Genomic DNA, 25,543 nt, shown 5'->3' on the forward strand with positions numbered 1-25,543 from the left:
CCCCCATTCGTGTGCCTTGTGGGCATGCCGCACATCCCTACAATCCGCGGCGGAATCGGTCAGCGAATCGGTATTTGAGCATTCAAAAAGAAATATCAGGGAGGATTGAAATGAAACACTCAAGTCAAGTCTTGGCCATCACGGTCTTGCTCTCCGGCCTGTTGAGCGCCTGTGGCGGCGGCAGTGACAACGGCGCACCCGTCGAGCCGCCAACGCCGGTCGCACCGGCGACCGTGATTCCGGACACGCTGTCCATCAAGGCGGCGGCCAGTGCCGACGTTGGCAGCGCAGCCAGTTTTGACAATAGCGCGGCCGCCCTCGCGGGCTTGAAATTTGCTTGGTCCTTTGGTGACGGCGCCAGCAGCACCGAGCCGGCACCAAAGCATGAGTTCGCCAAAGTAGGCGACTATGACGTCACGCTCAAGGTCAGCAACGAGGCGGGCACCTCCAAGGAGTTGAACTTCCGCGTGAGTGTCAACAACCGGGCACATGTCAAGGGCCTGGCCTGTACCGGCGCTGCCGACAGCGGCTGGTGCTGGCAGAACCCCAAGCCGAGTGGCAATGAGCGGGCGGATCTCTTCTTCCTGGACAGCAAGACGGCCTGGGCGGTCGGTGCTAACGGCGAAATCCTCAAGACCAGCGACGGCGCCAAGACCTGGGGCGCTCAGGTCTCTGGACTGCGAACCCGCTTGACGGCGGTTCGCTTTGCCGATGCCAACAACGGTTGGGCCGTGGGCGAGTATGGCGCTGTGCTGCGCACCGTTGATGGCGGCGCGAACTGGGTTTTGCAGGCTTCTTGGTCGAAGCAGGATTCTCCCTATCCGGGCAGCAATTACTTGTCCTTGACGGTGATCAATGCCACGACGGCGGTGATTGCGGGTGACGATTTCATCACCGCCAGCAGCGATGGTGGCGCCACTTGGACGCAGCGCAAGCTTCGGCTTGATCGTATCGACGCCGACGGTGCGATCTGGAGTCGCAGCGAAGACAAGCTCTTCAAGTCGACCGATCTGGGCAAGACGCAAGTCGAGGTGCTGGGCAAGCTGAACTACGGCATCTCCGGCTCGATCACGATGGGCAAGTCGGGAGTTTTGCTGAGCGAGGGCGTGCAGAGTTATGACTACGAAACCGGCAGGTCCACCTACAAACTCAATCTGCGTCGCAGCCAAGATGCAGGCCTGACATGGGAGCGCTTCGATGCGCAGGGATTGCCGGCTGTTGGCTATTTCAATCTGAATAAGTTGGTCTTTATCGATGCCATGAATGGCGTCTTGAGCCTGAGCGGGTACGACAATTCGATCTACACCACCAGCGATGGTGGGCGCAATTGGCAGGTGCTTGAGTTTGTTTTGAAGAGCAATACTTATCAAAGTCAACTGAGCATTCTGCCGAGCGGAGCAATTTATCGCGCGGTCGGCAATTACGCCAACAACGACTATGTGCGCGAATTCAGCGAGGATGGCGGGCGCACCTGGCGCGAGATCAAGCTGCCGGGCAATGGCTACGAAGTCAACGGCTTGCGCAAAGTCGGCGCCAAGACTTGGGTGCTCAAACAAGCCACTTACAGCCTTGATTACATCAGCAACGACGATATGCTGACCTGGCAACAGGCGATCGGCAAAGAAGCCCAGTTCACCCAAAGCAGCTTGCGCGCGACTTGGTTTTTTGACGCCAAACGCGCCCTGGCCTTGAGTGCGGCCGGCGAGTTGCTGGAAACAAGTAACGGCGGGCTTGAGTGGACGGTGAAGCTGAAAGATTTGGTGCTACCTGACTACTGGAATCCAGTCCGCTTCCAGTTCCGTTCCGCCACCAAGGGTTGGCTGCTGTCGGCCGACGGAAAGATCTATCGCAGTGTGGATGGCGGAGCGACTTGGGCAGCGCCCTTGAGTGGGGCGGCCAAGTTCAGCCAGTTCCAATTTGTCGATGAGAACAATGGCTTTGCCGTATCCACCGAGTTTCGCCCCGGCAGTCCATATCCCATGCCTGTGTTGTTGAGCTCGGTTGATGGCGGACAGAGTTGGGCGAAGGTGGCCAATTTTGTCGAAGGCATCAACAGCATCAGTTTCAGCAGCGCCAAGCAAGGTGTGGCGGTCGGCAATGGCGGGCGCATCATCGTTACCCAGGACGGCGGCTTGACCTGGCAGAGCCGGTTCAGTGGCACGGCCACGGAGCTACGGCGCGTCGTTTACGCCGACGCGTCGACGGTTTGGGTGATCGGCGCTTACGGCACCGTGCTGCAGTCGCGGGATGCCGGTCAGACCTGGTCGCAGAGCTTGCAAGATGGCAATATCCACCTGCAGGACATCCAGTTTCTGGACCCGCAACGAGGCTGGATGGTTGGCAGTGGCGGCGCCATTTTGAGCACCCAGGATGGCGGCAAGACCTGGCAGCGCATCTACTCGGGCACGCAGAAGAACTTGAACCAGGTGTTCTTTGTCGATCCGCGCACCGGTTGGGTCGCCGGCGAAGACGGCAGTCTGCTGGCGACCGGTACCGGCGGCATCTGAGGCCAGCTCAGGTCTGACTAGCTTGGACATCTAAAAAAAGAGGCCGGCCTGCTGATACAGCAGGCCGGCCTCTTGCATTCGGCAGAAGCCGACAACTCACATCGGCGACGGTGTCCCTGCCATGCGGTCGTACTTCAAGAAGTACTGCTTGGCCATCGCGATCAATTGGTTTTCGGTCGGGTGGTCAACGGTCTCATAGCCGACGATGTGCTTGGCGGTTTGGGGGCGGTGCTTGTCGGCGTAGTGTTTGAAGTCGGCCTGTGCGGTCGATGAGCCGACCACCAGCACTTCTTCAATGCCGTTCAGTGCGTCGCAGACTTCGCCGAAGTATTCGTGTTCGCTGCGCACCGCGCTGCCATGCTGCTTGGTGTGGTGGCTGTGAGACTTGACTTTCTCGGCCTGTACATGGGCCTCGTCGAATTGCAAGACCTTGGCGCTTTGGTGATCGAGCCAGACGACAGCGTGAAATAGAGTCATATATGTTCCTTTTTGCTGGTTAATGTGCAGGATTGAAGTTCAAAGCTTGGGCGCTGAAACGCTGTGCCTGCTCTCCTCGCTGGCTTGACAAGCGATACAGCGCAAAGCTTCGGGGTTGGCTTGCAGACGCTCAAAGGCGATCGCCGCGCCGCAATCGCTGCACAGGCCGTAGTCCGGCCTGCGCAGACGCTGCAGCGCTTCGTTGACATGACGCAGCGCATCCAAGTTCGCATCGCTGCGGGCTAGATCGACCTCACGGTCGGCGGCGTGCGCTTGTTCGCCATCGGCGTCTTGCAGCAGCTGCTCACGCGCATGTTCGACCCGGCCTTGCGTGCCGAGCTGGGCTTGCAACTCTTGTTCGAGCCCACGCTGGCGCTGCAGCAAGGCGGTTTCCAGCAAAGCGTGCTGACCCGGGGTCAGGTCTTGTGCGTGATGTGATTTCATTGCGAGCCTCCTTGACTGAATGCTCGCACCAAGACCTGTTTGATTGATTGACCTGCGTCAAAGGAGCGATCGGGACCCGATGGCTCTGCACATCCAGCCGTTTGGTCGGCAAGCTGCCGGTTCCTCGGCGCTTCTTATTCGGCTTTGCTTTGACGACGCGCGCACAAACCCAGTAAACCGAGTCCGGCCAGCATCAGCATGTAAGTTTGCGGTTCCGGCACCGGAGAGATGGCGACCGAGCCGCCGAAGTTGCCGGCCGTGCGGCCACGAATCTCAAGCACGTACTGACCGCTGGTGAGGTGAGTCGGCGCGATGACCGAGATCGACGCGCCACCCAGAGAAATGTTGTCGCTCCATTTTTGAACAATGGCGGGCCCGGCCACCCTATCACCCAGGAAGGTTCCGTTGAAGGCGTAGATCCGCTCCGAAAGTTCGCTCACGCCGGTGTTGGAGTTATTGAGTGTTGTGGCGATGCTTTCGGCGATAGCCGTCGTGGTCTGAATCACGTAGGCAGCGTAGAAATAATTGTTGGCACTGGCGTGCGGGTCGAACGAGCCGGTGGCACCGCTGAAATTGAAGCCGGTCGCGCCTGAGGCGCTGGTCTTCAATTGGTTGACGATGGTGGTGGTCGAGCTCGATGCGCTCAAGGTGCCGTTGGCAAACACATCGACTGTTTGGGCTGAGGCTGCATTCGTCGCGCCTAAGCCGGTCAAGGCTAGCGCCGCGACGACGGCCGCTTGTTGGAATTGAAAAAGCTTCATTGAAAATTGCTCCGGTGCAAGACAAATGGTTGCGTTGTCTTGCGACCGAACGTCGGGCGCCTTCAAGAAAGGACCCGACATACAGAACAAAGACTGACATGTCGCAGCCTAACGTCGGCTTGTGACCGGGCTACTCGTGCTGAGGGCATTGCCGTAGTCTGTAAAGCTCATGGGCTGCTTTCGGTGCGTCCCTGCAGGCCCTCCACCAAATCGCGTGGGAAAATGATGGGCTCCGAATCTGTTTGGCACGGGTCCGTCCGGCCCTCAACACCTCATGCAATCCACCCCGAACCTCGTCCACAGCGTCAGTGACTTTGATTTCGAACTGCCGCCCGAGCTGATCGCCCAGCATCCTGCGCCTGAGCGCAGCGGCTCTCGCCTCTTGGATGGCCGCAGCCAGCCGCCGGTTGACCGCTTTTTTCACGAACTGCCTGAACTGTTGCAGGCGGGCGATTTGCTGGTGTTCAACAACACCAAGGTGATCAAGGCGAGGATGTATGGAGCCAAGTCCACGGGTGGATCGGTGGAAGCTTTGATCGAGCGTGTGTTGCCCGGCACGCTGGAAGTCTGGGCCCATCTGCGCGCCAGCAAGAGCCCCAAGCCCGGCAGTTTCGTGCGCTTCAACGACGCCTTTGACGCCGAGGTCTTGGGCCGCTGCGGCCCCGACGATGGGCTGTTTCACTTGCGCTTTCCCAGCGACCCCTTGGCGCTGCTGGAGCAGCATGGCCATGTGCCGCTGCCGCCCTATATCGAGCATGCCGACGAGGCCGATGATGTGCGGCGCTACCAGACGGTGTTTGCCAAGGCCCCCGGCGCCGTGGCGGCACCGACGGCGGCCTTGCATTTTGATGAAGCCTTGCTGGCCCGCTTGGCCGAGCGCGGTGTTTCTACCGCGCATGTCACGCTGCATGTCGGTGCTGGCACGTTCCAGCCGGTGCGGGTGGAAAAGCTGGATCAGCACAAGATGCACAGCGAATGGTTTGAAGTGCCGCCCGAGACGGTCGCGGCGGTCAAGGCCTGCAAGGCGCGCGGCGGCCGGGTAGTGGCCGTCGGCACGACCACACTGCGGGCGCTGGAGTCGGCGGCCCGGATAGGGGAAAGTGCCGAGCTACAGGCCGGCGCGCGCGAGACGGCGATTTTCATCACGCCGGGCTTTCAGTTTCGCGTCGTCGATAGCCTCGTCACCAATTTCCATTTACCCAAAAGCACGCTGATGATGCTGGTCAGCGCCTTTGCCGGCTATGCGCCCATCATGGCGCTGTACCGCCATGCCATTGCGGCCAAGTACCGCTTTTTCAGCTACGGCGACGCGATGCTGCTGGAGCGGCTGGCTCGGTAATCGCAAGCCCCGCGATAATGTTTTGAGTTTTGTTCCTCTTTGCCTGGAGTCCTGACCATGTTTCACCACGTTGACGCCTACGCCGGCGACCCTATCCTGAGCCTCAACGAGGCTTTCCAGAAAGACACCCGTCCGGGCAAGATCAATCTGTCGATCGGCATCTATTTCGACGACAACGGCAAGATTCCGATGCTCGACTCGGTCCGCAAGGCCGAGTTGCAAGTGGTGGCCGAGGCCGGCGCACGACCCTATCTGCCGATGGAAGGCGCGGCCAATTTCCGCTCCGCCGTGCAGGCCTTGTTGTTCGGCGCCAAGCACCCGGTGCTCGAGCGCACGGTGACGATTCAGAGCGTGGGCTCAAGCGGCGGCCTCAAGGTCGGCGCCGATTTCATCAAGCGCTATTTCCCCGACAGCGCCATCTATGTGTCCGACCCGACCTGGGACAACCACCGCGCGGTGTTTGAGGGCTCGGGCATCGAGGTCAAGACCTATCCTTACTACGACGCGGCCACCGGTGGCGTGCGTTTTGCCGATATGTTGGCCGCCATCAAGGCGCTGCCGGCCAAGAGCGTGGTCTTGATGCACGCTTGCTGCCACAACCCGACCGGCGTGGACCTGACACCGCTGCAGTGGGACGAACTGATCCCGGTGCTGAAAGAGCGCGAATTGCTGCCTTTCCTGGATCTGGCCTACCAAGGCTATGGCGACGGCATCGATGAGGACGCGTTCGCGATCCGCGCCATGGCCGACGCCGGCCTGAGCTTCTTTGTCGCCAACAGCTTCTCCAAGAGCATGAGCTTGTATGGCGAGCGTTGCGGCGCCTTGAGCGTGGTCTGCCCGAACGCGGCGCAAGCCGTCAACGTGCTGGGTCAGCTGAAGTTCCTGATCCGCCGCAACTATTCCAACCCGCCCATGCATGGCGGCCAGCTGGTCGCCCGCGTGCTGACCGACCCGGCCTTGCGTTCGCAGTGGGAAGGCGAAGTCACCGAGATGCGCCAGCGTATCCATGAGATGCGCAATGCCTTGTACGAGGTGCTCAGCGCCAAGTTGCCGGGCCGCAACTTCGACTACTTCCTGACCCAGCGCGGCATGTTCAGCTACACCGGCCTGACGGCCGCTCAAGTGGACCGCCTGAAGGAAGAGTTCGCCGTCTATTTGGTCCGTTCGGGCCGTATGTGCGTGGCCGGCTTGAACAGCAAGAACGTTGAAGCCACGGCCGCTGCGATGGCGGCTGTGCTCGCCTGAAACCTGCGCTTGCCGTAGCCGCGGACGAGCTGCCCTCGCAGCTCGATCAGCTCGACGCGCATCTGGCTGCTGCCGAGGCGCGCCTGCAAGACGTCACCCCGGGGGCCGAGAAGCAAATCGTCTGGGGCGCGGCCGGCCGTGTGCGGGCGCCCTGGGCGGTGGTCTATCTGCACGGTTTTACCGCCACGCGCCAGGAGATGGCGCCGCTGCCGGAGCTGTTGGCGCAGGGCCTGGGCGGCCATGTGTTTTATACCCGCTTGACCGGCCATGGCCGGCCTGGCGCGGCCATGGCCGGCATGTCGGTGGCGCAGTGGCAGGCCGATGCGCTCGAGGCCTTGGCCCTGGGCCATCAGTTGGGCGAGCGCGTGCTCGTGATGGGTACGTCAACGGGTGCCACGCTGGCTGCCTGGGCGGCCTTGCAGCCGCAGGGGCGTGATGTGGCGGCCTGGGTCTTGGTGTCGCCCAATTTTGGCCCCAAAGACCGCTTTGCCGCGCTGATCAACTGGTCATGGGGCCGCGCCCTGATTCATTGGGTGCATGGTGGCGTGATGCGTTACAAGCCCGGCAATGCGACCAAGGCGCTTTACTGGACGCATGAGTATCCGACCTCGGCTCTGGATCCGATGATGTCCTTGGTGAGGCAGGTGCGGGCCAGCAAGCTGGAGGCCGTCACGGCGCCCTTGCTGATGCTGCTCTCGCCGCGTGACAGCGTCATCAATGTGACCGATGCGCGGGCCGCCTTCAAGCGCGTGGGCAGTGCGAGCAAATGCTTGATCGAGGTGGACTACAGCGAAAGCGCGGGCCAGCATGTGCTGGCGGGCGATATCGAAGCACCCAAGGCCACCGCGACAATGGCCGCGCAGGTACTGGCTTTTATAAACAGCCTGAAGCCAAGCTGAGCAGGCGCGGCTACAAAGGGGCCAGCAAGCTGGTCCAGTCGTCGTCCTTGAAGCGCTCGCGGATCTCCAGGACCTCGGGCCACAAATCAAAGAAAACCGTCACGCAAGCCGGGTCGAAATGGCTGCCGGACTGGGCCCGGATATGGTTGGTCGCAGCCTCCAGCGTCCAGGCCGATTTATAGGGCCGCGCCGAGGTCAGCGCGTCGAACACATCGGCCACCGCGACGATGCGGCAAAAAACCGGGATGGCTTCGCCGCTCAGGCCGGCCGGATAGCCGCTGCCGTCAAACTTTTCGTGATGGCCCAGCGCAATGGCGGCGCCGGCTTGCAAGATGCTTGAGTTGCTGTCCTTCAGGATTTCGGCGCCATAGGCGGCGTGCTGTTTCATGAATTCGAATTCGGCCGGTGTCAGACGGCCCGGCTTGAGCAGGATGGCGTCGCTGATGCCGACCTTGCCGATGTCATGCAGCGGTGCGGCTTGCAGCAGCAGGTCTTGCTCGGCCTCGCTCAGGCCCAGGCCCTTGGCGATCAAGCGCGAGTAATGCGCCATGCGCAAGATATGCGCGCCGGTTTCGGGGTCACGGTACTCGGCAGCCTTGGCCAGGCGAATCACCGTTTCGCGTTCGCGCTCGACGATCTTGGCGGTGGCCAGGCGCACCTCGTCGGCCAGCCAGGCGGCGCGGTCATCCAGCTTGCGGCGGATCTCGCTCAAAGCCAGCAGATTGCTGCTGCGCGCCAGGAATTCGACCTTGTCGATCGGCTTGATCAGGAAGTCCGAGGCGCCGGCATTGAGGGCGCGGTAGCGCACCGGCTTTTGATCATTGGCGGTGATCATCAGGATGGGCACGCTGTCCTTGCCGGGGGTGGCACGCAGGCGCTCGATGAATTGCACGCCGTCGAGCTCCGGCATCATGTAGTCGACGATGATCAGGTCGGGTTGATATTGCTGCGCCCAGGCCAGGCCGGCGGTGGCCGAGGCGAAACACTTGGCGTCGATTTCGCCGAGCTTGCTCACCAGCGCTTCAAACAGGGTCAGATTGATCTCGTTGTCGTCAACGATCAGTACTTGCCGCTTCACTTGGCCATCGCTCATATCAGTCATGCCTTTGAGGGTGATTTGCCAATGCCTGCAACAGCCGAGCCACTTCTTGCTGGAGTTCGGCCACGAGCGCTGGCATGCCGACCATACTGCCTTTTTCGGCAGTTTCTTCCACCCGTCTTGCGACGTCGGCCGCCGGGCGGGCATTGAACATGCCCAAAGTGCCCTTCAAAGCATGGCCTCCGTGCAGCAGGGTATCGATGTCCTGCGCGGCCAGTGCTGCCGTCAATTTTTCAAGCTCAAGCGGCCAGCGCCGTACAAATATCGAGCGGATGATCGAAATGACGTCTTGATCGGCTTCGCTCAGCGCTTGGGTGTAGTCGAAAGTGTCGGTCAGGTCGGCCGCCGCCGACCTTGAGCCGCTGGGCGGCACCGAGTCCCCGCTGGCCTTGGGCAGATAGCGTTGCACCATCAATTGGAAAGCCTTCACGTCAAAGGGTTTGGACAGATAGTCGTCCATGCCGGCGGCAAGGCAGAGCTCGCGGTCGGCCGAGGTGGCGCGTGCGGTCATCGCCAAAATAGGCGTGCGTGCCTGGTTTGGCGGTTCGCTGGCGCGAAAGCGCCGCGTCGCCTCCAGACCATCCAACACCGGCATCATCATGTCCATCAAGACCAGGTCGAAGCGGCTTTTGGCCAGCAGGTCCAGCGCTTGTTGGCCGTTCTCGGCCAGCGTGACGCGGTGGCCACTGCGCTGCAGCAGGGCCAGCGCGAGTTGTTGATTGACCGGATGGTCTTCGACCAGAAGGACATTGATGCTGTCCCCGCTTTGCACGCCAGCCGATACCGGCGCAAGGCCGGGTCGGGACGCCGCTTGCGTCTCAGCGCTTGCTTGTCCGGCCAGGGCATAGGGCAGGGCAAAGTGAAAGCTGCTGCCGCGCCCGAGTTCGCTGTCAACCCAGAGCGTGCCGCCCATCGCCTCGACCAGACGCGAGGAGATCGTCAGGCCCAGGCCGGTGCCGCCGAAGCGGCGCGTGATCGAGCTGTCTTCTTGGGCAAACGCATCGAAGATGGAATTCAAATTTTCCGCCGGAATGCCCACGCCGGTGTCGCGGATGGTGAACAGCACACTGGGTTCGTCCTCGGTACCGGCGGCCAAGCTGAGCTCCAGCGCCACCTCACCATGCTCGGTGAACTTGATCGCGTTGCCGATCAGATTGATCAAAATCTGCCGCAGCCGACCCGGATCGCCGAGCAGGGCCTGCTGCGGCAAGTCCGGCGCCAAACTGCACAGCAGTTCCAGCCCTTTGTCATTGGCACGCAAGGCCAAGGGCTTGAGTGTGTCGCGAATGGTGGCTTCAAGATCAAAGGCAATCGACTCGATTTGCAGCTTGCCGGCCTCGATCTTGGAGAAGTCGAGGATGTCATTGATGACACGCAGCAAGGCCTCGGCAGAATCTTTGACCACCAGCAAATGATCGCGCTGCTCGGCGTCGACGGCATCGTCCAGCGCCAGCTCGGTCATGCCGATGATGCCATTCATCGGGGTGCGGATTTCGTGGCTCATATTGGCCAGGAAGTCGCTCTTGGCCCGGTTGGCCGCCTCGGCGCCTTCTTTGGCCCGGCGTAGCTCTTCGGAGACCAGCTTGGCTTCGCTGATGTCGGTCAGGTAGCCGTTCCAGACGATGCCGCCATCGGCGGCGCGTTTGGGCTGCACCTCGCCATGCACCCAGACCAGCGCGCCGCTGAGTTTGTGGCGCATGCGAAAGTCCATGGTCACGGCCTTCAAGCTTTGTGCCGATTCGGCAAAGATGGCGGCCAAGCCGGCGACATCATCCGTGTCAACTTGGTCCACCAAACTTTGTGCGTCAAGGATGAGGTCATCCGGTGACAGGCCACAGATGCGCTTGAGCGCCGGGCTGCAAAACGGCATCGAGCGCCAGCCGGTGGGCGAGGTGTAGGCCTGAAACACGGCCACCGGGATGCTTTCGGTGATGTCGCGCAGGCGGGCTCCCGCCTCCTTGAGCTGCGTCACGTCCTGCCAGATGCCGCTGTAGATGACGGCGCCGTCATCGGCCAAGTCGGGCTCGGGGCGAATCTCGGAGCGCAGCCAGCGTTGGCTGCCGTCGGGCAAGAAGATTTTGTAGTCATCGCGCCAGGGGCCGCGCGCGCGCGCTGCGCTGAGCACGCCTTGCACGCAGCGCTCGCGAAATTCAGGTGCAATCTGCGCCACCGCCAGGCGGCCATCATTCAACAAGGCCTCGGGTTCCAGCCCACGAATTTCTTTCAACCGGTCGCTGACGTAGCTGAATTTGATGCGACGGCTCTGCAGATTGACCTGGCAGCGAAACAGCACGCCGGGCACGGTATTCGTGATGTGGCGCAGCCGCGCCTCGCCCGCCTTGACGGCGGACTCCATGCTCTTGCGCTCGGTGATCTCGGTGCGGATGGCGATGTATTGCTCGGGCTTGCCGGACTTGCCCTTGAGCGGCACGATGGTCGCCTGCACCCAGTACAGGCGGCCGTCCTTGGCGCGGTTGCAAACATCGCCTTGCCAGACGCGGCCCGCCGTCAGTGTGTCCCACAGATTGGCGAAAAATGCACCCGGCTGCACGCCCGAATTGATGATGCGGTGGTTCTGGCCCAACAACTCTTCGCGGCTGTAGCCGCTGATCTGGCAGAACTTGTCGTTGACGTAGGTGATGTCGCCGGCGAGGTTGGTGATGCTGACGATGCCATGCTGGTCAAGTGCAAATTTCTGGTCCGCCAGCTCACCCAGCGCATGCTGCAGGTCTTGTTGGCTGTCTTCGCGCTGGCGCACCAGCTCGGCCATCAGCTGCGACAGCGCTTCCAGATCGTTGTCGTCATGCAGCGCCGCCAACTTGCTGCCGGTGGATTGCAACAGGCCCTGGGCGGTGGCGCGCAGCGACTCGATCGCGCGCGTGCGGCTGGCCAACTCTTTGCGAATGCGATCAAAGGTGGAGCTCAACTCCATCGAGCTGAGCTCCAGGCTGCGCGTCTTCAGATCCAGGTCACGGTCGCTTTGCTCGTAGGCGCCGTCCACGCGTTCGAACAGACCGCCCAGTCCCGCCAGGAACTTGGCCGCCGCCGGGGAGAGATCGGGCCTCTCGGCCAGTTCGGTCAACTCTCTCAGCAGGCCGGGCAAATGCTGCTCGTCACTGCCCAATAGACGTTTGATCTGACGGGAAAGCAGCTTGTGCATCTTGGCTTGCCGTGCGGCCTTGAGCTAGGTGTTTGGGCTTGCAGCCTAGATGCGTTCACCGAGGTAGGTGATCGTCATGGTTTGATTGTGCAGCTTGCATTCGAGATTGCCGGTGAAGGGGCTGATCTCACCGTTGGAATAAAAACCGGCCAATACGGCAGACTGCCCGAACACTTCGGCCACCGCCTCGATTTCTTCCTCGACCCGACCGCCCATCACCAGTTTGCGGCCCACGCAGCTGACCAGGAGACCGAGGCCCTGACCACCCCAGCCGGCCACTTCGGCGGCAGCCGCTGCGGCTTGTGCGGCGCTTTCCGCGCCGCCCACCAAGGCGTCGGTGCTGGCATGCATCAGCTTCAGATAGCCGTCGGGGTCGATGTCGCCGGCCAAGGTCAGGCTGCCGTCGCGCTCGTCGACGGCCAAGATGGTGCGGATCAGCCCGATTTCGTTGTGGTCGCTGCCCAGCATCGCGAAGGGGAACAGCAGGCCCGAGGCCGGCAAGTCACGCGCATAGTCACCGAGATAGCGCTTGTAGACGTCCAGCGCGGGTTCGCCGTCCAGTTCGAACAAGACATTGCCCGCGCAACGCGTGACGCGGCGTGCCGGCCCGAACGGCGCCCAGCCGCCGAAGGAGCCATGGGCAAACACCAAGGCAGTGCCGTAAAGGCCCAGGCAAACCAGCTCATCGTTGTGCACGCCCGTCTGGTTCAACACCCAGGTTTCTTTGAAGGCAGCCGCATCACCGGCCAAGCCGCCGGTGATGGTGACGGCTTCGCCCAGTACCTTTGTCATGCCGGCGATCAAGGCGCTGCCGTTGACGGCGACACCTTGACCCAGCAGCAAGACGGCCCGCAAGCCGGCTGGCGGGAGTTGTTCGGCCAGGCGGCGCCCGGCGGCTTCGGAGTCGGCCATGTCGGCCAGCCTCGTCGAGGCTTGCCGCGCCTGCCCGTCTGCGCTCTCGAAGTGCAGTGCCGTCAGCACGCAGCTGTTGTCGCCAACCCCGTCGCTGGAAATCTCCCCTGCCGTCGAGCAGCCCATGCGCAGCGCGCTGGGGAAGTGCGCCGCCAGCGGGTCGCTCAAACGCTTCAGCAGCGGAATGGCGCTGAAGGCCAACACCAAGTTGGGGGTCGGCATGGCCGCACACCAAGTGGTCAACATGCCGTCGATATCGTCATGTTCACGCAGCGTGATCTGTGCGACCTTCATGGAGCGAGTCCTTTGTAGTGAAGATGTGCCGGCCAAGGCATAAGCGCCCCATTTTGCATGAGTGCTTGTTCCGCAAGGCCTTGAAAGTGGGCAGCATTTGCCCACTTGGCCGGCCGATCAAGCCGGCCCGTGGGACGCCAGCCTCGCGCACAGATAGGTCCAGACCATTTGCGCCGCCGCGTAACTGCTCAGCTCCGCGTGGTCGTAGGGCGGCGCCACCTCGACGCAGTCCATGCCGACGAAGTTCAGCTGCGGCACCAGCTCCTCCAAGATGCTGAAGACCTGATTGCTTGTCATGCCGCCGGGCTCGGGCGTGCCGGTGCCGGGCGCGAAGGCCGGGTCCAGGCAGTCGATGTCCAGGCTCAGATAGAGCGGCGGGTTGCCATGCTCGGCCATGCGTTGCCGCACCTGCTGCAGGATGCTGGCCAGCTGCGTCGGGCTCTCCAAGCCGCGCAGCGCGCGGGCCGTGTAGATCAAGCCGCCCTGGTCGGCCACATAGTCGCGCGCCTCGCGCTGCCCGGCCGAGCGGATGCCGAACTGCACAAAGCACTCGGGGCGTACCAAGCCCTCTTGAATCGCTTCATAGACCCAAGTGCCGTGGCCGCTGGGCTCACCAAAGTGATCGGTCCAGGTGTCGCAATGGGCATCGAAATGGATGACGGCCAGCGGTTGAGCAAAATGGGCTTTGTAGGCGCGCAGCAGGGGCAAGGTGATCGAGTGGTCGCCGCCCAGCCAAGCCATATGGTGCTGGGCCAGCATCGGGGCGATCAAGGGCAACATCGCTGCCCGCATGGCCTCAAGGCTGGTGTTGGGCAGCAGCAGATCACCCAGGTCGGTCAAATGACCCTCTGGCGTGGTGTCAAACAGCGGGTGGGTGCCGTCACACAGCATATGGCTGGATTGGCGAATGGCGCGTGGGCCGAAGCGTGCGCCGGGCCGGTTGGTGACACAGCCGTCCCAGGCGACGCCTGCAATGGCAAAAGGCAGCTGAGCTTGCGGCGCAACCTTCATGAAGGTGTTGTTGCTCAGAAAGGCGAAATTACTCATGCTTGCGTCTACCTCTGGACCGAAACAATGCGGCGATGGTAAATCCCTATTCGAAACTTTGAGTGAACGAGGGCCTGCATCGACCTCGAGCGACTAGAGTGCTGGGCATGTGCAATCTCTATCATGTCTCGCCCAAGCAGGAAATTGAGCGGCATTTCAGGCTGGTCGTCGCTGCGGGGGCGGCCTTGCCCGAAGGGCCCGTGGGGCCGTTCGGGCAGGGTGTGTTGATCCGCGCTGACGCAGCCGGTCAGCGGCTGGCCGTTGCGGGGCAATGGGGCATGATCGCGCCGCGAGCGGGCCAGGCCCGGCCGGCCTCGCGCGCCATTCTGACCAATAACGCACGCATCGAGTCGGTGGCCGAGCGGCCGACCTACCGCAATGCTTGGAGCGCAGGGCGGCGCTGCTTGATCCCGGCGCAAAGCTATCAGGAGCCTAACTGGGAGACCGGGCGCAATATCTGGTGGCAGCTGCGGCGCGCCGATGGTGCGCCCTGGGCGCTGGCCGGGATCTGGTCTGAATGGGTCAACCCTGCCACGGGCGAGCTCCTCCCCAATTATTCGATGCTGACGATGAATTGCGACGGCCATCCGCTGCTGAGTCGCCTGCACAAACCCGACCCGCATCTGCCCGCCGATGCGCAGGACAAGCGCTCGGCCATTCCGATCGCGGCCGAGCATTGGGACGCCTGGCTGCGAGCGCCCTTGACCGAAGCGCTAGAACTTGTACGCCTGCCGCCGGCCGAGCTGTTTGACCCGGCGGTGACGCTGGAAACCGATCAACTGTTGGCCCGCTTGCGGCGCGACGGCCGGCCGCAGCAGGGCTCGCTGATTTGATTCAGTCGGGTTCGTCCGCTGTCTGAGGTTTGAGCCAGCCGATGCGACCCTGGCCCGCGTCATTGAGGCGGGCCACAAATTCGGCAGCGGCCGGGGCCGGCAGCGCGAAACTCAGTTCAACCTGGCTGCCATGCAAGACTTCAAGCAACTGCGCCTGGGCGGCCTCGATCTCGCGCCGTAACAGCCCTTCGAAGGCGTAGGGCACCGTGCAGCGCAAAGTCTGCAGTTTCACCAGCGGGACCTTCTGCGCCTTCAGCAAGGCCTGGGCAACGGCATCGGTATAGGCGCGCACCAGGCCGCCGGCACCGAGCTTTGTGCCACCCCAGTAGCGCACCACGGTGGCCAGCACTCCTTCCAGATCTTGGTGCCTCAAGACCTCCAGCATGGGCCGACCTGCGGTACCGCTGGGCTCTCCGTCGTCCACCGCTGCCGACTGGCCGCCGCCCGAGAAGGCCCAACACACATGCACGGCGCCGGGGTGCTCGGCTTTTAGCGCGGCGACTCTTGCGCTGGCGCCAGCGCGGTCAGCCATCGCTTCGACGCAGCCGATAAAGCGGCTCTTCTTGATGATCAGTTCGCTATGGACGGGCTGGGCTAAGGCGTAGGGCATTGCACCATTTTCGCTTGCACAGTTGCAGCGCTAAGGTTTGGCCGGCTCCGTGGCCGAAGAGGCGTCCAAGCGCATGGCTTTGGCGAGGTGGGCGTCGACATGGCGCTTGAAGATGATCTCCAAGGTGCCGTCCCTTTGCATTGAACTCAGGGCGCTGCGCAGGCGTTGCCGGTCGGGCTCGTGGACGCGCTGGCGCGAGACGATCAGGCCCGCGGTGATGCGGTCCTGCGGCGCCCAGTCGAGCACGCTGATTTGGTCCTGCAGGCCCTCTCGGCGCAAGATCAAGGGCCAGCTGGTTGGCAAGGCCAGCATCGCGTCGGCGCGACCGAGCTTGAAGACGCGCACCGCTGCGTCAAAGTCCGGCACCTCGGTGACGCGCTGCTGGACGCGCAGTTTCTCCAGCCAAGCGTCGAAGAATGGGCCGTGTTTGAAGCTCTTCACGACCACCACGCGCCTTGCGGGGTCGGCCAAAAAGGCCTCGGGTGTGCTCAGCTTGGCCGCCACCTCACGTCTCAAGAGCGCGAAGTTGCGAGTTTGCATATAGAGCATGAACTCCGCGTGCTGTTCACGTTCCGGGCTCGGGATGCCGGATACGCTGATGTCCAGGCTGTTCTTGGCCAATTGGTCCCAGATGCGTACTCGAGACTCCAGGACGGTGTTGAACAGGCAGCCGCTACGCTTGGCGAGTTCATTGACGATGTCGAGGTCGATGCCGGCATAGCCACCCTGGGCATCGCGGTAATAGAGCACGCCATGCTCATAGAAGGCGAGGCTGTAGGGGCCGCATTCGGAGCCTGGGCTGCGGTGCTGAGACCATGCCGCTTGCGCAAACGTGAGGCTCGCAAGAACGGCAAGAGGCGCCCCGAGCTTGCCCCATCCCCCCATGGGCCAGGGCGCGCTCAAGGGGCGAAACAGAAACGATCGACGCATAGACAGTCCATGTAAAGGGGTCATTTGCCGATTGACCCTTCTGAGCAAGCCGATTCCCCGATTGATTCGAGCGCAGTGTAAGCCGGGCGGGTTGCTGCCGAGCCGCTTGGCTGCATGCCACCCATTGACGCGTTGCAGCAATCGATGGCGTGCAATGTTCACGTTTCGCTCACCGATGAAGCCGCCGGACCTTGCGAACCCCCTTGATCACGGGATGCCAAAGCCTAGGGCTTGGCGAGGCCCGGCCCTAGGCTAGCCACATCAGGCGACAGCCCAAACCCTTGGAAAAAAATCATCATGAAAATTCAAACAATCTTTGCAGCCGCCTTGTTGGCCAGCGCCGTGCTCCCGGCCAGCGCCGCCCAATTCGATTTCTACAAATTGGGACGGGGCAGCGCCAATGGCGACTTCCTGCCGATGCCGAGCCAGATGCCTGAGCCGATCAATGGCATCCCATGCACCGGCGCTGATATCTGCAGCTCCAAGGTGGACAAGGGTGAATTTGGTGGCAGCCTGAAGTACACGAACGGCGGCCTCGTGGCGATCGCGACCGCTTCTTACAAAGGCCTCACCGCCTCTGTCGTGCAGGACGGCGAATCCGGCTGGACCGCCAGCAAGGGCGCCGGCCTGGGTGTCTACCACCTCAAGGGCGCCAATGATGATGACAACATCACCGTCAATGAGAAGCTGACCATCAGCTTCAATCAAGTCGTCAAATTGAGCGGCATCGAACTGCGCTCGGACGGCCACAACTTCACCAGCTGGACCTCAGGCGCAACCTTTTTGCTGAATGAGCAATCGACCGCTTTGCCCAGCGGCACGGGCGCGATCAGCTTCGCTACCCCGATGGTCGGACAAACCTTCACCTTCGCCTATGGTGGCAGCAAAGCCGACCAGTTTTACCTCGGGGCCTTGACCGCGCAGGCCATGCCGGTGCCGGAGCCGACCACCTTGGCCTTGCTGCTGGCTGGTTTGGGCTTTGTCGGGCTGCAAGCGCGCCGTCGCCCGCAAGCCTGATTCTTTGCGCCGGGCTTGAGTGGCAAGACTTCAGCCGCAGCGCTTGCGGGCTGCGACAATCGCGCACTATGCTGAAGTTCGACCTACTCAAGACCGAAGGCCATGCACGTCGTGGCCAAATGACGCTCAACCATGGAGTGGTGCAAACGCCCATCTTCATGCCGGTGGGCACCTATGGCACCGTCAAGGGTGTGATGCCGCGCTCGCTCGAAGAGATGGGCGCGCAAATCATTCTCGGTAACACCTTCCATCTGTGGCTGCGCCCCGGCATGGACATCATCAAGCAGTTCGGCGGCCTGCATCGCTTCGAGAGCTGGAACAAGCCCATCTTGACCGACAGCGGCGGCTTCCAGGTCTGGAGCCTGGGCGAGATGCGCAAGATCTCGGAAGAAGGCGTCAAGTTCGCCTCGCCGGTGAACGGCGACAAGCTCTTCCTGACACCCGAGATCAGCATGCAGATCCAGACGGTGCTGAACTCCGACATCGTGATGCAGTTCGACGAATGCACGCCTTACGAGAGCAAAGGCCACATCACGACCGAGAAGGAAGCGCGCGTCTCGATGGAGATGAGCTTGCGCTGGGCTAAGCGTTGCGCCGATGAAATCAACCGTTTGGAAAATCCGAACGCCTTGTTCGGCATCGTGCAGGGCGGCATGTACGAGAACCTGCGTGACCATTCTTTGGCGGGCTTGGCCGCGCTGGACCTGCCCGGCTATGCGATCGGCGGCCTGAGCGTGGGCGAGCCCAAGGAAGATATGCGCCGCGTGCTGGCGCACATCGGTCATCAGCTGCCCGCTGACAAACCGCGTTACCTGATGGGAGTGGGCACGCCGGAAGACCTGATCGAGGGCGTGGCGCAAGGCATTGACATGTTCGATTGCGTGATGCCGACCCGCAATGCCCGCAACGGCCATTTGTTCACCCGCTTCGGCGACTTGCGCCTGCGCAATGCGCGTTACAAGACCGACGAGCGGCCAGTTGACGAGACCTGCACTTGCTACTGCTGCGCGAACTTTTCGCGTGCCTATCTGCACCACCTCGACCGCTGCGGTGAGATGCTGGGGCCTATGCTCACCAGCATCCACAACCTGCATTACTACCTCAACCTGATGCAGGAGGCGCGTGATGCGCTTGATGTGGGCGGATTCGCGACCTTCCGCCTCAAGTTCGCCGAAGATAGAGCGCGCGGGGTGTAATTTGGCATGGGGCCAGTGCCCCACCTCGCCGGCATGATGAGCGCACCATGCTGAAGCTCTTCAAGCCCCTCAAGCGCGCCTTGCTCCTGCCGGTGCGCCTGCTCTTGGCGCTGCTGATTCTGTTCGAGGAATGGGGCTATCAGCCCTTGACGCGGCTGATGGCCCGCATCGGGCGCTTGCCGGTCTTGCGTCAGCTGGAATGGCTGATTACGCGCTTGCCACCGGTAGCGGCCTTGGCCGTCTTGCTCTTGCCGGCGCTATTGCTCTTGCCGGTCAAGCTCTTGGCGCTGCTCTTGATCGGCAATGGCCGCTTCGGCCTGGGCTTGAGCTTGGTGATACTGGCCAAGCTGGTCGGCACGGCCATCGTCGCGCGGCTGTTCCAGCTGACTCGCCCGGCGCTTTTGCAGCTGGCCTGGTTTGCCAGCCTTTATGCGCGCTGGACGATCTGGAAGGCCGGCCTTTTGACTTGGGTGCGCGGCAGCGAGATGTGGCGTTGGGGGCGGCTGTTCAAGCTCAGGGTACGGCGCTATATGCGGTCTTGATGGATGTTGCTTCAGCGCTGCCCAGAGAGCAGCGCCTTGAAACGCTGCAAATACTCGGGCGCTTGCACGAACACATACAAGCTAACGACCAAATTGGCCAGGCCCACCGACAGGAATAACTCCGGAATGGTGAAACCCAGGCTGCCCATCAGCACGCCCGCCAACAGCGAGCTGACGATCATGAACAGCGCATTGAGGATGTTGTTTGCGGCGATGATGCGGGCCCGGTGGCTGGGCTGCGAGCGCAATTGGATCAAGGCGTACATCGGCACGCTGTAGAGCCCGGTGAACAGCGCCAGCAGGCCCAGGTCGGCCAGCACCCGCCAATGCTCGGGGTGAGAGAAAAAGTCGCTCAAGCCCATCAGCACCGGCTTGGTCGAGAGGCCGCGCGAGGCGAAGTAGAGATCGATCGAGAACAGCGTCATGCCTATCGCGCCGACCGGCACCAGGCCGATCTCGACGCTGTGGCGCGACAGCCTTTCGCACAGCAAGGACCCGATGCCAATGCCGAGGGAGAACATCACCAAGAGCGCCGTGGCGACTTGCGCGTCGCCGTGCAAAACCTCCTTGGCAAAGGCCGGGAAGTTGCTCAGGTAGACCGCACCAAAGAACCACATCCAGGAAATGCCCAAGAGCGAGCGGAACACCACCGGCACTTCGCGCGCCAATCTCAAATTGCGCCAGGATTCGGTGAAGGGATTCCAGTTGATCTTGAGCGTGGGGTCGGTGGCCGGGCAGGCCGGGATGTATTGCGCCAGCAATCGCCCCAACAAGGCGGCGACCAGGCAGGCGATCGCCACATTGCGCGCGCCAACCTCGGGCACGGCGATCAGCAAGCCGCCCAAGACCTGGCCCAGCAGGATGGCGACAAAAGTGCCCATCTCGACCATGCCGTTGCCGCCCATCAGCTCGCGCTCGTTCAGCTGCTGGGGCAGATAGGCGTATTTGACCGGGCCGAACAAGGTGGAGTGCAAGCCCATCAGCAACACACACAGCAGCAGCAAGGGCACTTGCGTCGTCAGATAGCCCCAGGCCGCCAAGGCCATGATGGCAATCTCCAGCGACTTGACGAAGCGCATCAGCTGGTGCTTTTCCAGTTTGTCGGCCAACTGCCCGCTGGTGGCCGAGAACAGCACATAGGGCAGGATGAACAAAGCATTGATCACCAGCCCGGCTTGTGAAGCCGGCAACCAGTCCAACTGGAGCTGGTAGGTAATCAGGATGATGAGCGGGAACTTGAACAGATTGTCATTGCCCGCATTCAGGAATTGCACCCAAAAATAGGGCGCAAAGCGGCGCTGGCCAAGCAGCGCAAACTGGCTGCTGTGCTCATTGGAATTCATTGATTAGCCTTGTTTCACCAGAACTGCCATTGACCGGATTGCACCACCCAGATGCCGAGCACACCATTGGTCACGGCATGCGCGATCACAGCTGTCCAGAGCTTGCCGGTGCGCACATAGAGCCATGCATAGGCCAGGCCGGCGACGACGGCGCCCAGCCAAAGCGTGTGCGCCAGCATGAAGACAAAGGTCGACAAGACGATGGCCTTGATGCCGATGCGATGCGGGTCAACGGTCTCGAACTTCGGGCTTTCGATCCAGCGCATCAAAAAGCTGCGCCAGAACAGCTCTTCCATGACCGGCACGATCAGCGCGGCACCGCACCAGCGCAGCGCGATCAGGGGCCAGATCAAACGGCCTTGCGGGTCCAAGGGCAAGAAGCTGGCGGTCGGTTCGCCGAGTTGCATCCAGGGCGCATCGAGATTGATCCAGAGCACGAACACCGTGACGCCGACCAGCACGCTCCAGATCAGCTCACGCCGGCTGGGCCAGTTTTGGCGCGCCAACTCACCGTAGTCGAGCCAGAACCAGGCCAGCAAGCCGCCGACCACCAGGACGCTGACGCCGTAGACATAGCGTGGGTCGATATTCTGGCTTTCCGGCAAAAAGCCCCGCAGCGCCAAGAGGGCCATGAAGGCAGCGAACGGGATGGCGCGAGCCAGGGCGGCGGGGCTGAGATTCATCGTGGGTCTTGCAGGCTGCGGCCGTTTGGAGCGTAAGAGGCCGCAAGCCTACCTTGAAATGATGACAAGCTCAGCAGTGGAAGCCCGGGGCCGGGCACGCTCAGGAGCTGCGCTGCTCCAACAAGAAGTTAGCGCCGTCGTACTGGCCGAGCTTTTCGACCAGATAGGGCATGCAGGCCTGCAAATCATCATGCAGCGTGAACGGCGGGTTGATGACGAACATGCCGCTGCCTAACATGCCAAAGCCGCGGATATCGGACTGCTGCTGTACGGTCAAGCGCACATGCAGCCAACCCTTCTTGGCGCTGGCGTCGGCGGCAGCCTTGAGGCGCTGTGCCAGCTGGGCCGACTCCAGCAATTGCAGTTGCGGATACCAGATCAGGAACACACCGTCGGCAAAGCGCTCCAGCCCTTCACGCACAGCGCTCAAGACCTTGGCGTAGTCGGTTTTCAATTCATACGAGGGGTCCATCAAGACCACGCCGCGGCGCGACGGCGGCGGCAACTCGGCGCGCAGCGCGGCGAAACCGTCTTTGTCGCTGACCTGGGTGTTGGGGCGGGTCGACAGATAGGTTTCGAGAATGCGGAAGTCGGTCGGGTGCAACTCATGCACGCGCAGCCGGTCCTCTTCCCGCATGATCAAGTTGGCGATCCCTGGCGAGCCCGGGTATTGGCGCAACTGTCCGTCGGTGTTGAAGGCGCGCACCAACTCCATATAGTTGGCCAAGGGTTGGGGCAGATCCTTGGCATCCCAAAGGCGTGAAACGCCATGCACGTACTCGCCTTTTTTCTGCGCGTACTGGCCCTCGATCGAATACCCGCCGGCACCGGCATGGGTGTCGACCAGGGTGTAGGGCTTGTCTTTTTCGCCCATATAGCGAAGCACCTGCGTGAGGATCAGGTGTTTGAGAACATCGGCATGGTTGCCGGCATGGAAGGCGTGTCTGTAGGCGAGCATGGGCGAACTGTAGCTTGCGGCTCGGCGAAAGGCGATTAATTGGCGCCTATTCTTGTCGACTCACGGAAATTGAATGGCGCCGGGATGGCGTGCCAGATCGGTCAAGGCCACGCTGCTGCGAGGGTGCTGGTATTGGCGTGTGGGGCGCAAGCTGCTACCAAGCGCCGCACCGGGATCAATGGCTTTACCGCGCAGCGGTGAATTGGGTCGCAAGGCGAAGTTCTCCCGCGCTGCCAGCACAAATTCGTCCAGGTCGGCGGTGAAATTGGCGCCCAGCTCCCAGATGGGGTCGGTGGCAAAACGCGGGTTGCCAACCAGCAGGTTGTTGAAAATTCTGACTTTGACCGGGCCTGGGCTGACGCGCAGAAAAACGCCGCCGCTGGGCCGCCGGTCGACCAAGGTGTTGTTGATCACATGCAGTTCCTGCTTGGGCCAGGTCAGCCCTTCGGCGCCAAAGGAAATGATGTGCGGGTTTTGCGTGCCCGAGCTTTGTTGAATCAGGTTGCCGATTACGACGGCCTGCCCGCCGTTGGGGAACTCCAACTCGTAGCTTGATTCGCCGCCGATTTCGTCTGTCAAGCGGTTGTAGAGGATGTGGTTGACGGCGGCCCGGCTCTTCAGCAGGTGGCCGAGTTGGCCGTGATGGAAATAGCTGCCCGTGACCCGCAATGCAGCAATCGCACCGACATAGAGGTTGTGGTTTTGGCCATCGTGCCTGACGATAGCGCCGAATTCGCAGTCTTCAATGTCAAGGCGGACGGCTTTGTCATTGCTGGTGAGTACGCCGTTTTCATTGTCCTTGAAGCTGCAATTGCGCAGCGTCAAGGAGCCTCGTTCCAGCCTGATGCCGGCACCGTTGCGGTCCGGCACACGGGCACCGATGAAGTCGAAGCCCTCGATACGCATCGCTTCGCCGGTAGTCACGAAGATGCCCTTGCGCTGCGCGGCGACGCCCATGGCCAGCATGCGCACGCGCCCTCCGACAGCCTTGAGGGTCAGGTTGTTCTGCGGCCAGACGGCAACATCGGCCGGGTAGTCTCCGGCGTCAACCTCAATGACAGCGCCGTCGCGGGCCCGCTGGGAGGCTTCGGCAAGCGATTTGACGCTTTGGCCGGGGCCGACCTTCATGAGCATGGGCGCAGCATCTGGCGCAGTTGCCGTCGCGGCCGCCCAAGCCTTAGGCAAGGGGCTGAGGGCCAAGCTGGCCAGCAGGCTGCGGCGAATGTTGACGCTTTTTTTCATAAGGCCGCCGCAGTTTAGCCTCAACAGTTGGAGCGAAATCCAGCTAGGCTCTGCCCTTTTGCAAATTGACCAGCTCCCATGCCCAGCCTCTTCGACCCCATCCAAATCGGTGACTTATCGCTCACCAATCGAATCGTCATGGCGCCTCTGACGCGCAGCCGCGCGCCGGGCCTGGTGCCCAATGACTTGATGGTCGAGTATTACCGCCAGCGCGCCAGCGCCGGGCTAATCATCAGCGAAGGCACGCAAATTTGCGCCGAAGGGCAGGGTTACTTCGACACGCCGGGCATTCATACCGCGGAGCAAGTGGCGGGTTGGCGCCGCGTCACCGACGCGGTACACGCGGCGGGCGGCAAAATCGCAGCCCAGCTCTGGCATGTGGGGCGGATCTCGCACTGCGACTTTCAGCCCGGTGGCGCCGCGCCGGTGTCCTCAACTGCGCGTGCCGCCAGCGGTAATTCACGCACGCCCACAGGGCTCAAACCCTTGTCTACGCCGCGCGCCTTGAGCACGGCCGAGGTTGGCGGCGTGGTGCAACAGTTCGCCCATGCGGCACGCTGCGCAATGGATGCGGGCTTTGATGCGGTCGAGGTGCATGGCGCCAACAGCTATTTGATCGACCAGTTCTTGCATGACAGCATCAATGACCGCACGGATGCCTATGGCGGCTCGATCGCAAATCGCACCCGCTTCGTGGTCGAAGTAATGACGGCGGTGGCTGGTGCGATTGGTGCTGGCCGCTGCGGCCTGCGTTTGAGCCCGGTCAATCTGGCCCGTACACCGGCCGGCGGCGATTCTCAGGTGCAAGAGCTTTACAACCATGTCGCCGAGCAGCTCGCGCCCTTGGGCCTGGCGTTTTTGCATGTGGTGGAGGGCCAGACCGGCGGTGAGCGTGACGCAACGCCATTCGACTACCAGGCCATGCGCGAGCGCTTTGGCGGCCCTTGGATGGTCAATAACGGCTACAGCCGCGCCATGGCGCTGAAGGTGGTCGCTGATGGCAGAGCTGACATGGTCGCCTTTGGCCGCGACTTCATCTCCAATCCTGATCTGGTGCGGCGCCTGCGCCTGAATGCTGCGCTGCAGCCGCTGGAGCGGAGCACGCTGTACGGTGGCGGCCCCGAGGGCTACACCGACTATCCGAGTTTGTGATCAGCTGCGCCTCAGCTTGGCGCGAAACAATTCGGTGACAGTGACTTCGCGAGCCCCAGCCAGCAGCTCGAAGCTCTCGCCGGCCGTGATCGTCCCCGGCGTTTGCACTGCCAGGTAAAAACCGCACCAGGCGCTTTCGCTCATCAGCTTGACCGCCTTGTTGAAGCCCATCACCGCGTTGAACTTGAAGCAGGGGTAACGCGGCTCGCTGACCAGCAGTTCGCAGCCTGCGAAGCGCAGGCGGTCGCCGATCCAGACGTCTTTCTCCAGCAGCCCCGCCAGCGTCAAATTCTCGCCCATCGCGCCGGGGGCCAAGGCCTCGTCCCAAGCCGCCACCTTGGCCTGCGCCCGCACTGTTTGCCAAAAAGCGTAATGTTCGCTCGGGTAGGCGTAGACGGCTTTGGAGAGGCCGCCGTGCACGCTCAGGTCAGCCTGCTCGTCGCCTTTGAGGCCCAGTGGCCCCACTTCAAGCGGTCCGCTGTACGCGCGCTTTCGAATTCCGCTCTGCACGGTCTGACCGTCCAAGGTCTGCAGGGTTTGGGTTGCGGCAATATTGGTGCTGATCAGTTTCATGGCCTGGAGTGTGACAAAAGTCGCGCCTATTTGCCGCCTGAACCCAGCCCGGCATGACTTCATTCTGCAAATGCATAACCACGGGTTCTCCGTAAGTTACGGCATGGTTACATTGAGGTGACAATTGCACAGCGAGCCGGCTGGTGGGTGATTGAAGATGGTTTGTGGCCGAGTCGGCGCTGAAGTAGCAGCGGCATTCGGTCAAGTCCGAGGGTGGCGTTCACAAAGTAAGTTAGTGATCGCCTACGGGCTTGACCAAATTCTGCTTTTATATTGAAGG

22 protein-coding genes and 1 pseudogene are annotated in these 25,543 nt (G+C 62.1%); 9 read left to right on the forward strand and 14 right to left on the reverse strand.

Going from position 1 to position 25,543, the window contains the following annotated elements:
* Positions 1–110: 110 nt before the first annotated feature.
* Positions 111–2,507, forward strand: coding sequence for a YCF48-related protein (locus tag LNV09_RS01750; RefSeq protein WP_263555347.1), 2,397 nt, complete (start codon positions 111–113; stop codon positions 2,505–2,507).
* Positions 2,508–2,603: 96 nt separating this feature from the next.
* On the opposite strand, the gene LNV09_RS01755 is transcribed toward LNV09_RS01750, so the two are convergent.
* From LNV09_RS01755 to LNV09_RS01765, 3 genes are all read right to left on the reverse strand, one after another.
* Positions 2,604–2,984, reverse strand: coding sequence for a hypothetical protein (locus tag LNV09_RS01755; protein WP_263555348.1), 381 nt, complete (start codon positions 2,982–2,984; stop codon positions 2,604–2,606).
* A gap of 39 nt (positions 2,985–3,023) precedes the next feature.
* Positions 3,024–3,428 (reverse strand): TraR/DksA family transcriptional regulator, encoded by a 405-nt coding sequence (locus LNV09_RS01760; protein WP_263555349.1) that lies wholly within the window; start codon positions 3,426–3,428, stop codon positions 3,024–3,026.
* A 134-nt stretch (positions 3,429–3,562) separates the two neighbouring features.
* A complete protein-coding gene (locus tag LNV09_RS01765) occupies positions 3,563–4,255 on the reverse strand; it encodes an FxDxF family PEP-CTERM protein (RefSeq protein ID WP_263555350.1) in 693 nt (230 codons plus the stop codon).
* 208 nt (positions 4,256–4,463) lie between these two features.
* On the opposite strand from LNV09_RS01765, the gene queA reads away from it, so the two are divergent.
* The 3 genes from queA to LNV09_RS01780 all read left to right on the forward strand — a co-directional run bounded on the left by queA (position 4,464) and on the right by LNV09_RS01780 (position 7,672).
* The gene (gene queA / locus LNV09_RS01770) at positions 4,464–5,528 is read left to right on the forward strand and encodes a tRNA preQ1(34) S-adenosylmethionine ribosyltransferase-isomerase QueA (protein ID WP_263555351.1); all 1,065 of its coding nucleotides are present in this window, start codon (positions 4,464–4,466) and stop codon (positions 5,526–5,528) included.
* Between the two features lie 57 nt (positions 5,529–5,585).
* Positions 5,586–6,773 (forward strand): amino acid aminotransferase, encoded by a 1,188-nt coding sequence (locus tag LNV09_RS01775; RefSeq protein WP_263555352.1) that lies wholly within the window; start codon positions 5,586–5,588, stop codon positions 6,771–6,773.
* Positions 6,774–6,913: 140 nt separating this feature from the next.
* On the forward strand, positions 6,914–7,672 hold the full coding sequence (locus LNV09_RS01780) for an alpha/beta hydrolase (protein ID WP_263555353.1): 759 nt from the start codon (positions 6,914–6,916) through the stop codon (positions 7,670–7,672).
* Between the two features lie 10 nt (positions 7,673–7,682).
* Here LNV09_RS01780 and LNV09_RS01785 read toward each other — a convergent pair whose 3' ends face one another.
* From LNV09_RS01785 to speB, 4 genes are all read right to left on the reverse strand, one after another.
* Positions 7,683–8,765 carry an HD domain-containing phosphohydrolase gene (locus LNV09_RS01785; RefSeq protein ID WP_263555354.1) on the reverse strand — a complete coding sequence of 361 codons (1,083 nt, stop codon included), beginning with the start codon at positions 8,763–8,765 and terminating at the stop codon, positions 7,683–7,685.
* Position 8,766: 1 nt separating this feature from the next.
* Entirely contained in the window at positions 8,767–11,931 is a 3,165-nt protein-coding gene (locus tag LNV09_RS01790; protein ID WP_263555355.1) for a hybrid sensor histidine kinase/response regulator, read from the reverse strand.
* Positions 11,932–11,976: 45 nt separating this feature from the next.
* Positions 11,977–13,137, reverse strand: coding sequence for an FIST signal transduction protein (locus tag LNV09_RS01795; protein WP_263555356.1), 1,161 nt, complete (start codon positions 13,135–13,137; stop codon positions 11,977–11,979).
* A 117-nt stretch (positions 13,138–13,254) separates the two neighbouring features.
* Complete coding sequence (speB, locus tag LNV09_RS01800; protein ID WP_263555357.1) at positions 13,255–14,184, reverse strand: agmatinase; 930 nt, start codon at positions 14,182–14,184, stop codon at positions 13,255–13,257.
* Between the two features lie 107 nt (positions 14,185–14,291).
* Here speB and LNV09_RS01805 point away from each other — a divergent pair, with 107 nt between their 5' ends.
* On the forward strand, positions 14,292–15,017 hold the full coding sequence (locus LNV09_RS01805) for an SOS response-associated peptidase (RefSeq protein ID WP_263555358.1): 726 nt from the start codon (positions 14,292–14,294) through the stop codon (positions 15,015–15,017).
* Position 15,018: 1 nt separating this feature from the next.
* On the opposite strand, the gene LNV09_RS01810 is transcribed toward LNV09_RS01805, so the two are convergent.
* Positions 15,019–15,627, reverse strand: coding sequence for an IMPACT family protein (locus LNV09_RS01810; protein WP_263555359.1), 609 nt, complete (start codon positions 15,625–15,627; stop codon positions 15,019–15,021).
* Positions 15,628–15,657: 30 nt separating this feature from the next.
* Positions 15,658–16,557, reverse strand: a complete 900-nt coding sequence (locus LNV09_RS01815; protein WP_263555360.1) for a substrate-binding periplasmic protein — start codon at positions 16,555–16,557, stop codon at positions 15,658–15,660.
* Positions 16,558–16,854: 297 nt separating this feature from the next.
* Between LNV09_RS01815 and LNV09_RS01820 the strand changes: the two genes are divergently transcribed.
* From LNV09_RS01820 to LNV09_RS01830, 3 genes are all read left to right on the forward strand, one after another.
* A complete protein-coding gene (locus tag LNV09_RS01820; RefSeq protein ID WP_263555361.1) occupies positions 16,855–17,574 on the forward strand; it encodes a PEP-CTERM sorting domain-containing protein in 720 nt (239 codons plus the stop codon).
* Positions 17,575–17,642: 68 nt separating this feature from the next.
* On the forward strand, positions 17,643–18,770 hold the full coding sequence (tgt, locus tag LNV09_RS01825; protein WP_263555362.1) for a tRNA guanosine(34) transglycosylase Tgt: 1,128 nt from the start codon (positions 17,643–17,645) through the stop codon (positions 18,768–18,770).
* Positions 18,771–18,817: 47 nt separating this feature from the next.
* A complete protein-coding gene (locus tag LNV09_RS01830) occupies positions 18,818–19,312 on the forward strand; it encodes a hypothetical protein (protein ID WP_263555363.1) in 495 nt (164 codons plus the stop codon).
* Between the two features lie 32 nt (positions 19,313–19,344).
* Here the strand turns inward: LNV09_RS01830 and LNV09_RS01835 are convergent.
* The 4 genes and pseudogenes from LNV09_RS01835 to LNV09_RS01850 form a co-directional block, all read right to left on the reverse strand.
* Positions 19,345–20,655: pseudogene (locus LNV09_RS01835) on the reverse strand (MFS transporter); the annotation flags it as partial.
* Between the two features lie 14 nt (positions 20,656–20,669).
* Positions 20,670–21,338 carry a CAAX prenyl protease-related protein gene (locus LNV09_RS01840; RefSeq protein ID WP_263555364.1) on the reverse strand — a complete coding sequence of 223 codons (669 nt, stop codon included), beginning with the start codon at positions 21,336–21,338 and terminating at the stop codon, positions 20,670–20,672.
* A gap of 100 nt (positions 21,339–21,438) precedes the next feature.
* Positions 21,439–22,296: a 23S rRNA (adenine(2030)-N(6))-methyltransferase RlmJ gene (locus tag LNV09_RS01845; protein ID WP_263555365.1), complete on the reverse strand. Its 858-nt coding sequence runs from the start codon at positions 22,294–22,296 to the stop codon at positions 21,439–21,441.
* Positions 22,297–22,356: 60 nt separating this feature from the next.
* Complete coding sequence (locus LNV09_RS01850) at positions 22,357–23,538, reverse strand: right-handed parallel beta-helix repeat-containing protein (RefSeq protein ID WP_263555366.1); 1,182 nt, start codon at positions 23,536–23,538, stop codon at positions 22,357–22,359.
* A gap of 78 nt (positions 23,539–23,616) precedes the next feature.
* On the opposite strand from LNV09_RS01850, the gene LNV09_RS01855 reads away from it, so the two are divergent.
* Positions 23,617–24,690, forward strand: coding sequence for an alkene reductase (locus LNV09_RS01855; RefSeq protein ID WP_263555367.1), 1,074 nt, complete (start codon positions 23,617–23,619; stop codon positions 24,688–24,690).
* Here the strand turns inward: LNV09_RS01855 and LNV09_RS01860 are convergent, their stop codons facing one another.
* Positions 24,691–25,263, reverse strand: coding sequence for an MOSC domain-containing protein (locus LNV09_RS01860; RefSeq protein WP_263555368.1), 573 nt, complete (start codon positions 25,261–25,263; stop codon positions 24,691–24,693).
* Between the last annotated feature and the right edge of the window lie 280 nt (positions 25,264–25,543).

The sequence above is a fragment of the Paucibacter sp. B2R-40 genome (assembly GCF_025717555.1).
Lineage (GTDB): Bacteria > Pseudomonadota > Gammaproteobacteria > Burkholderiales > Burkholderiaceae_C > Paucibacter_A.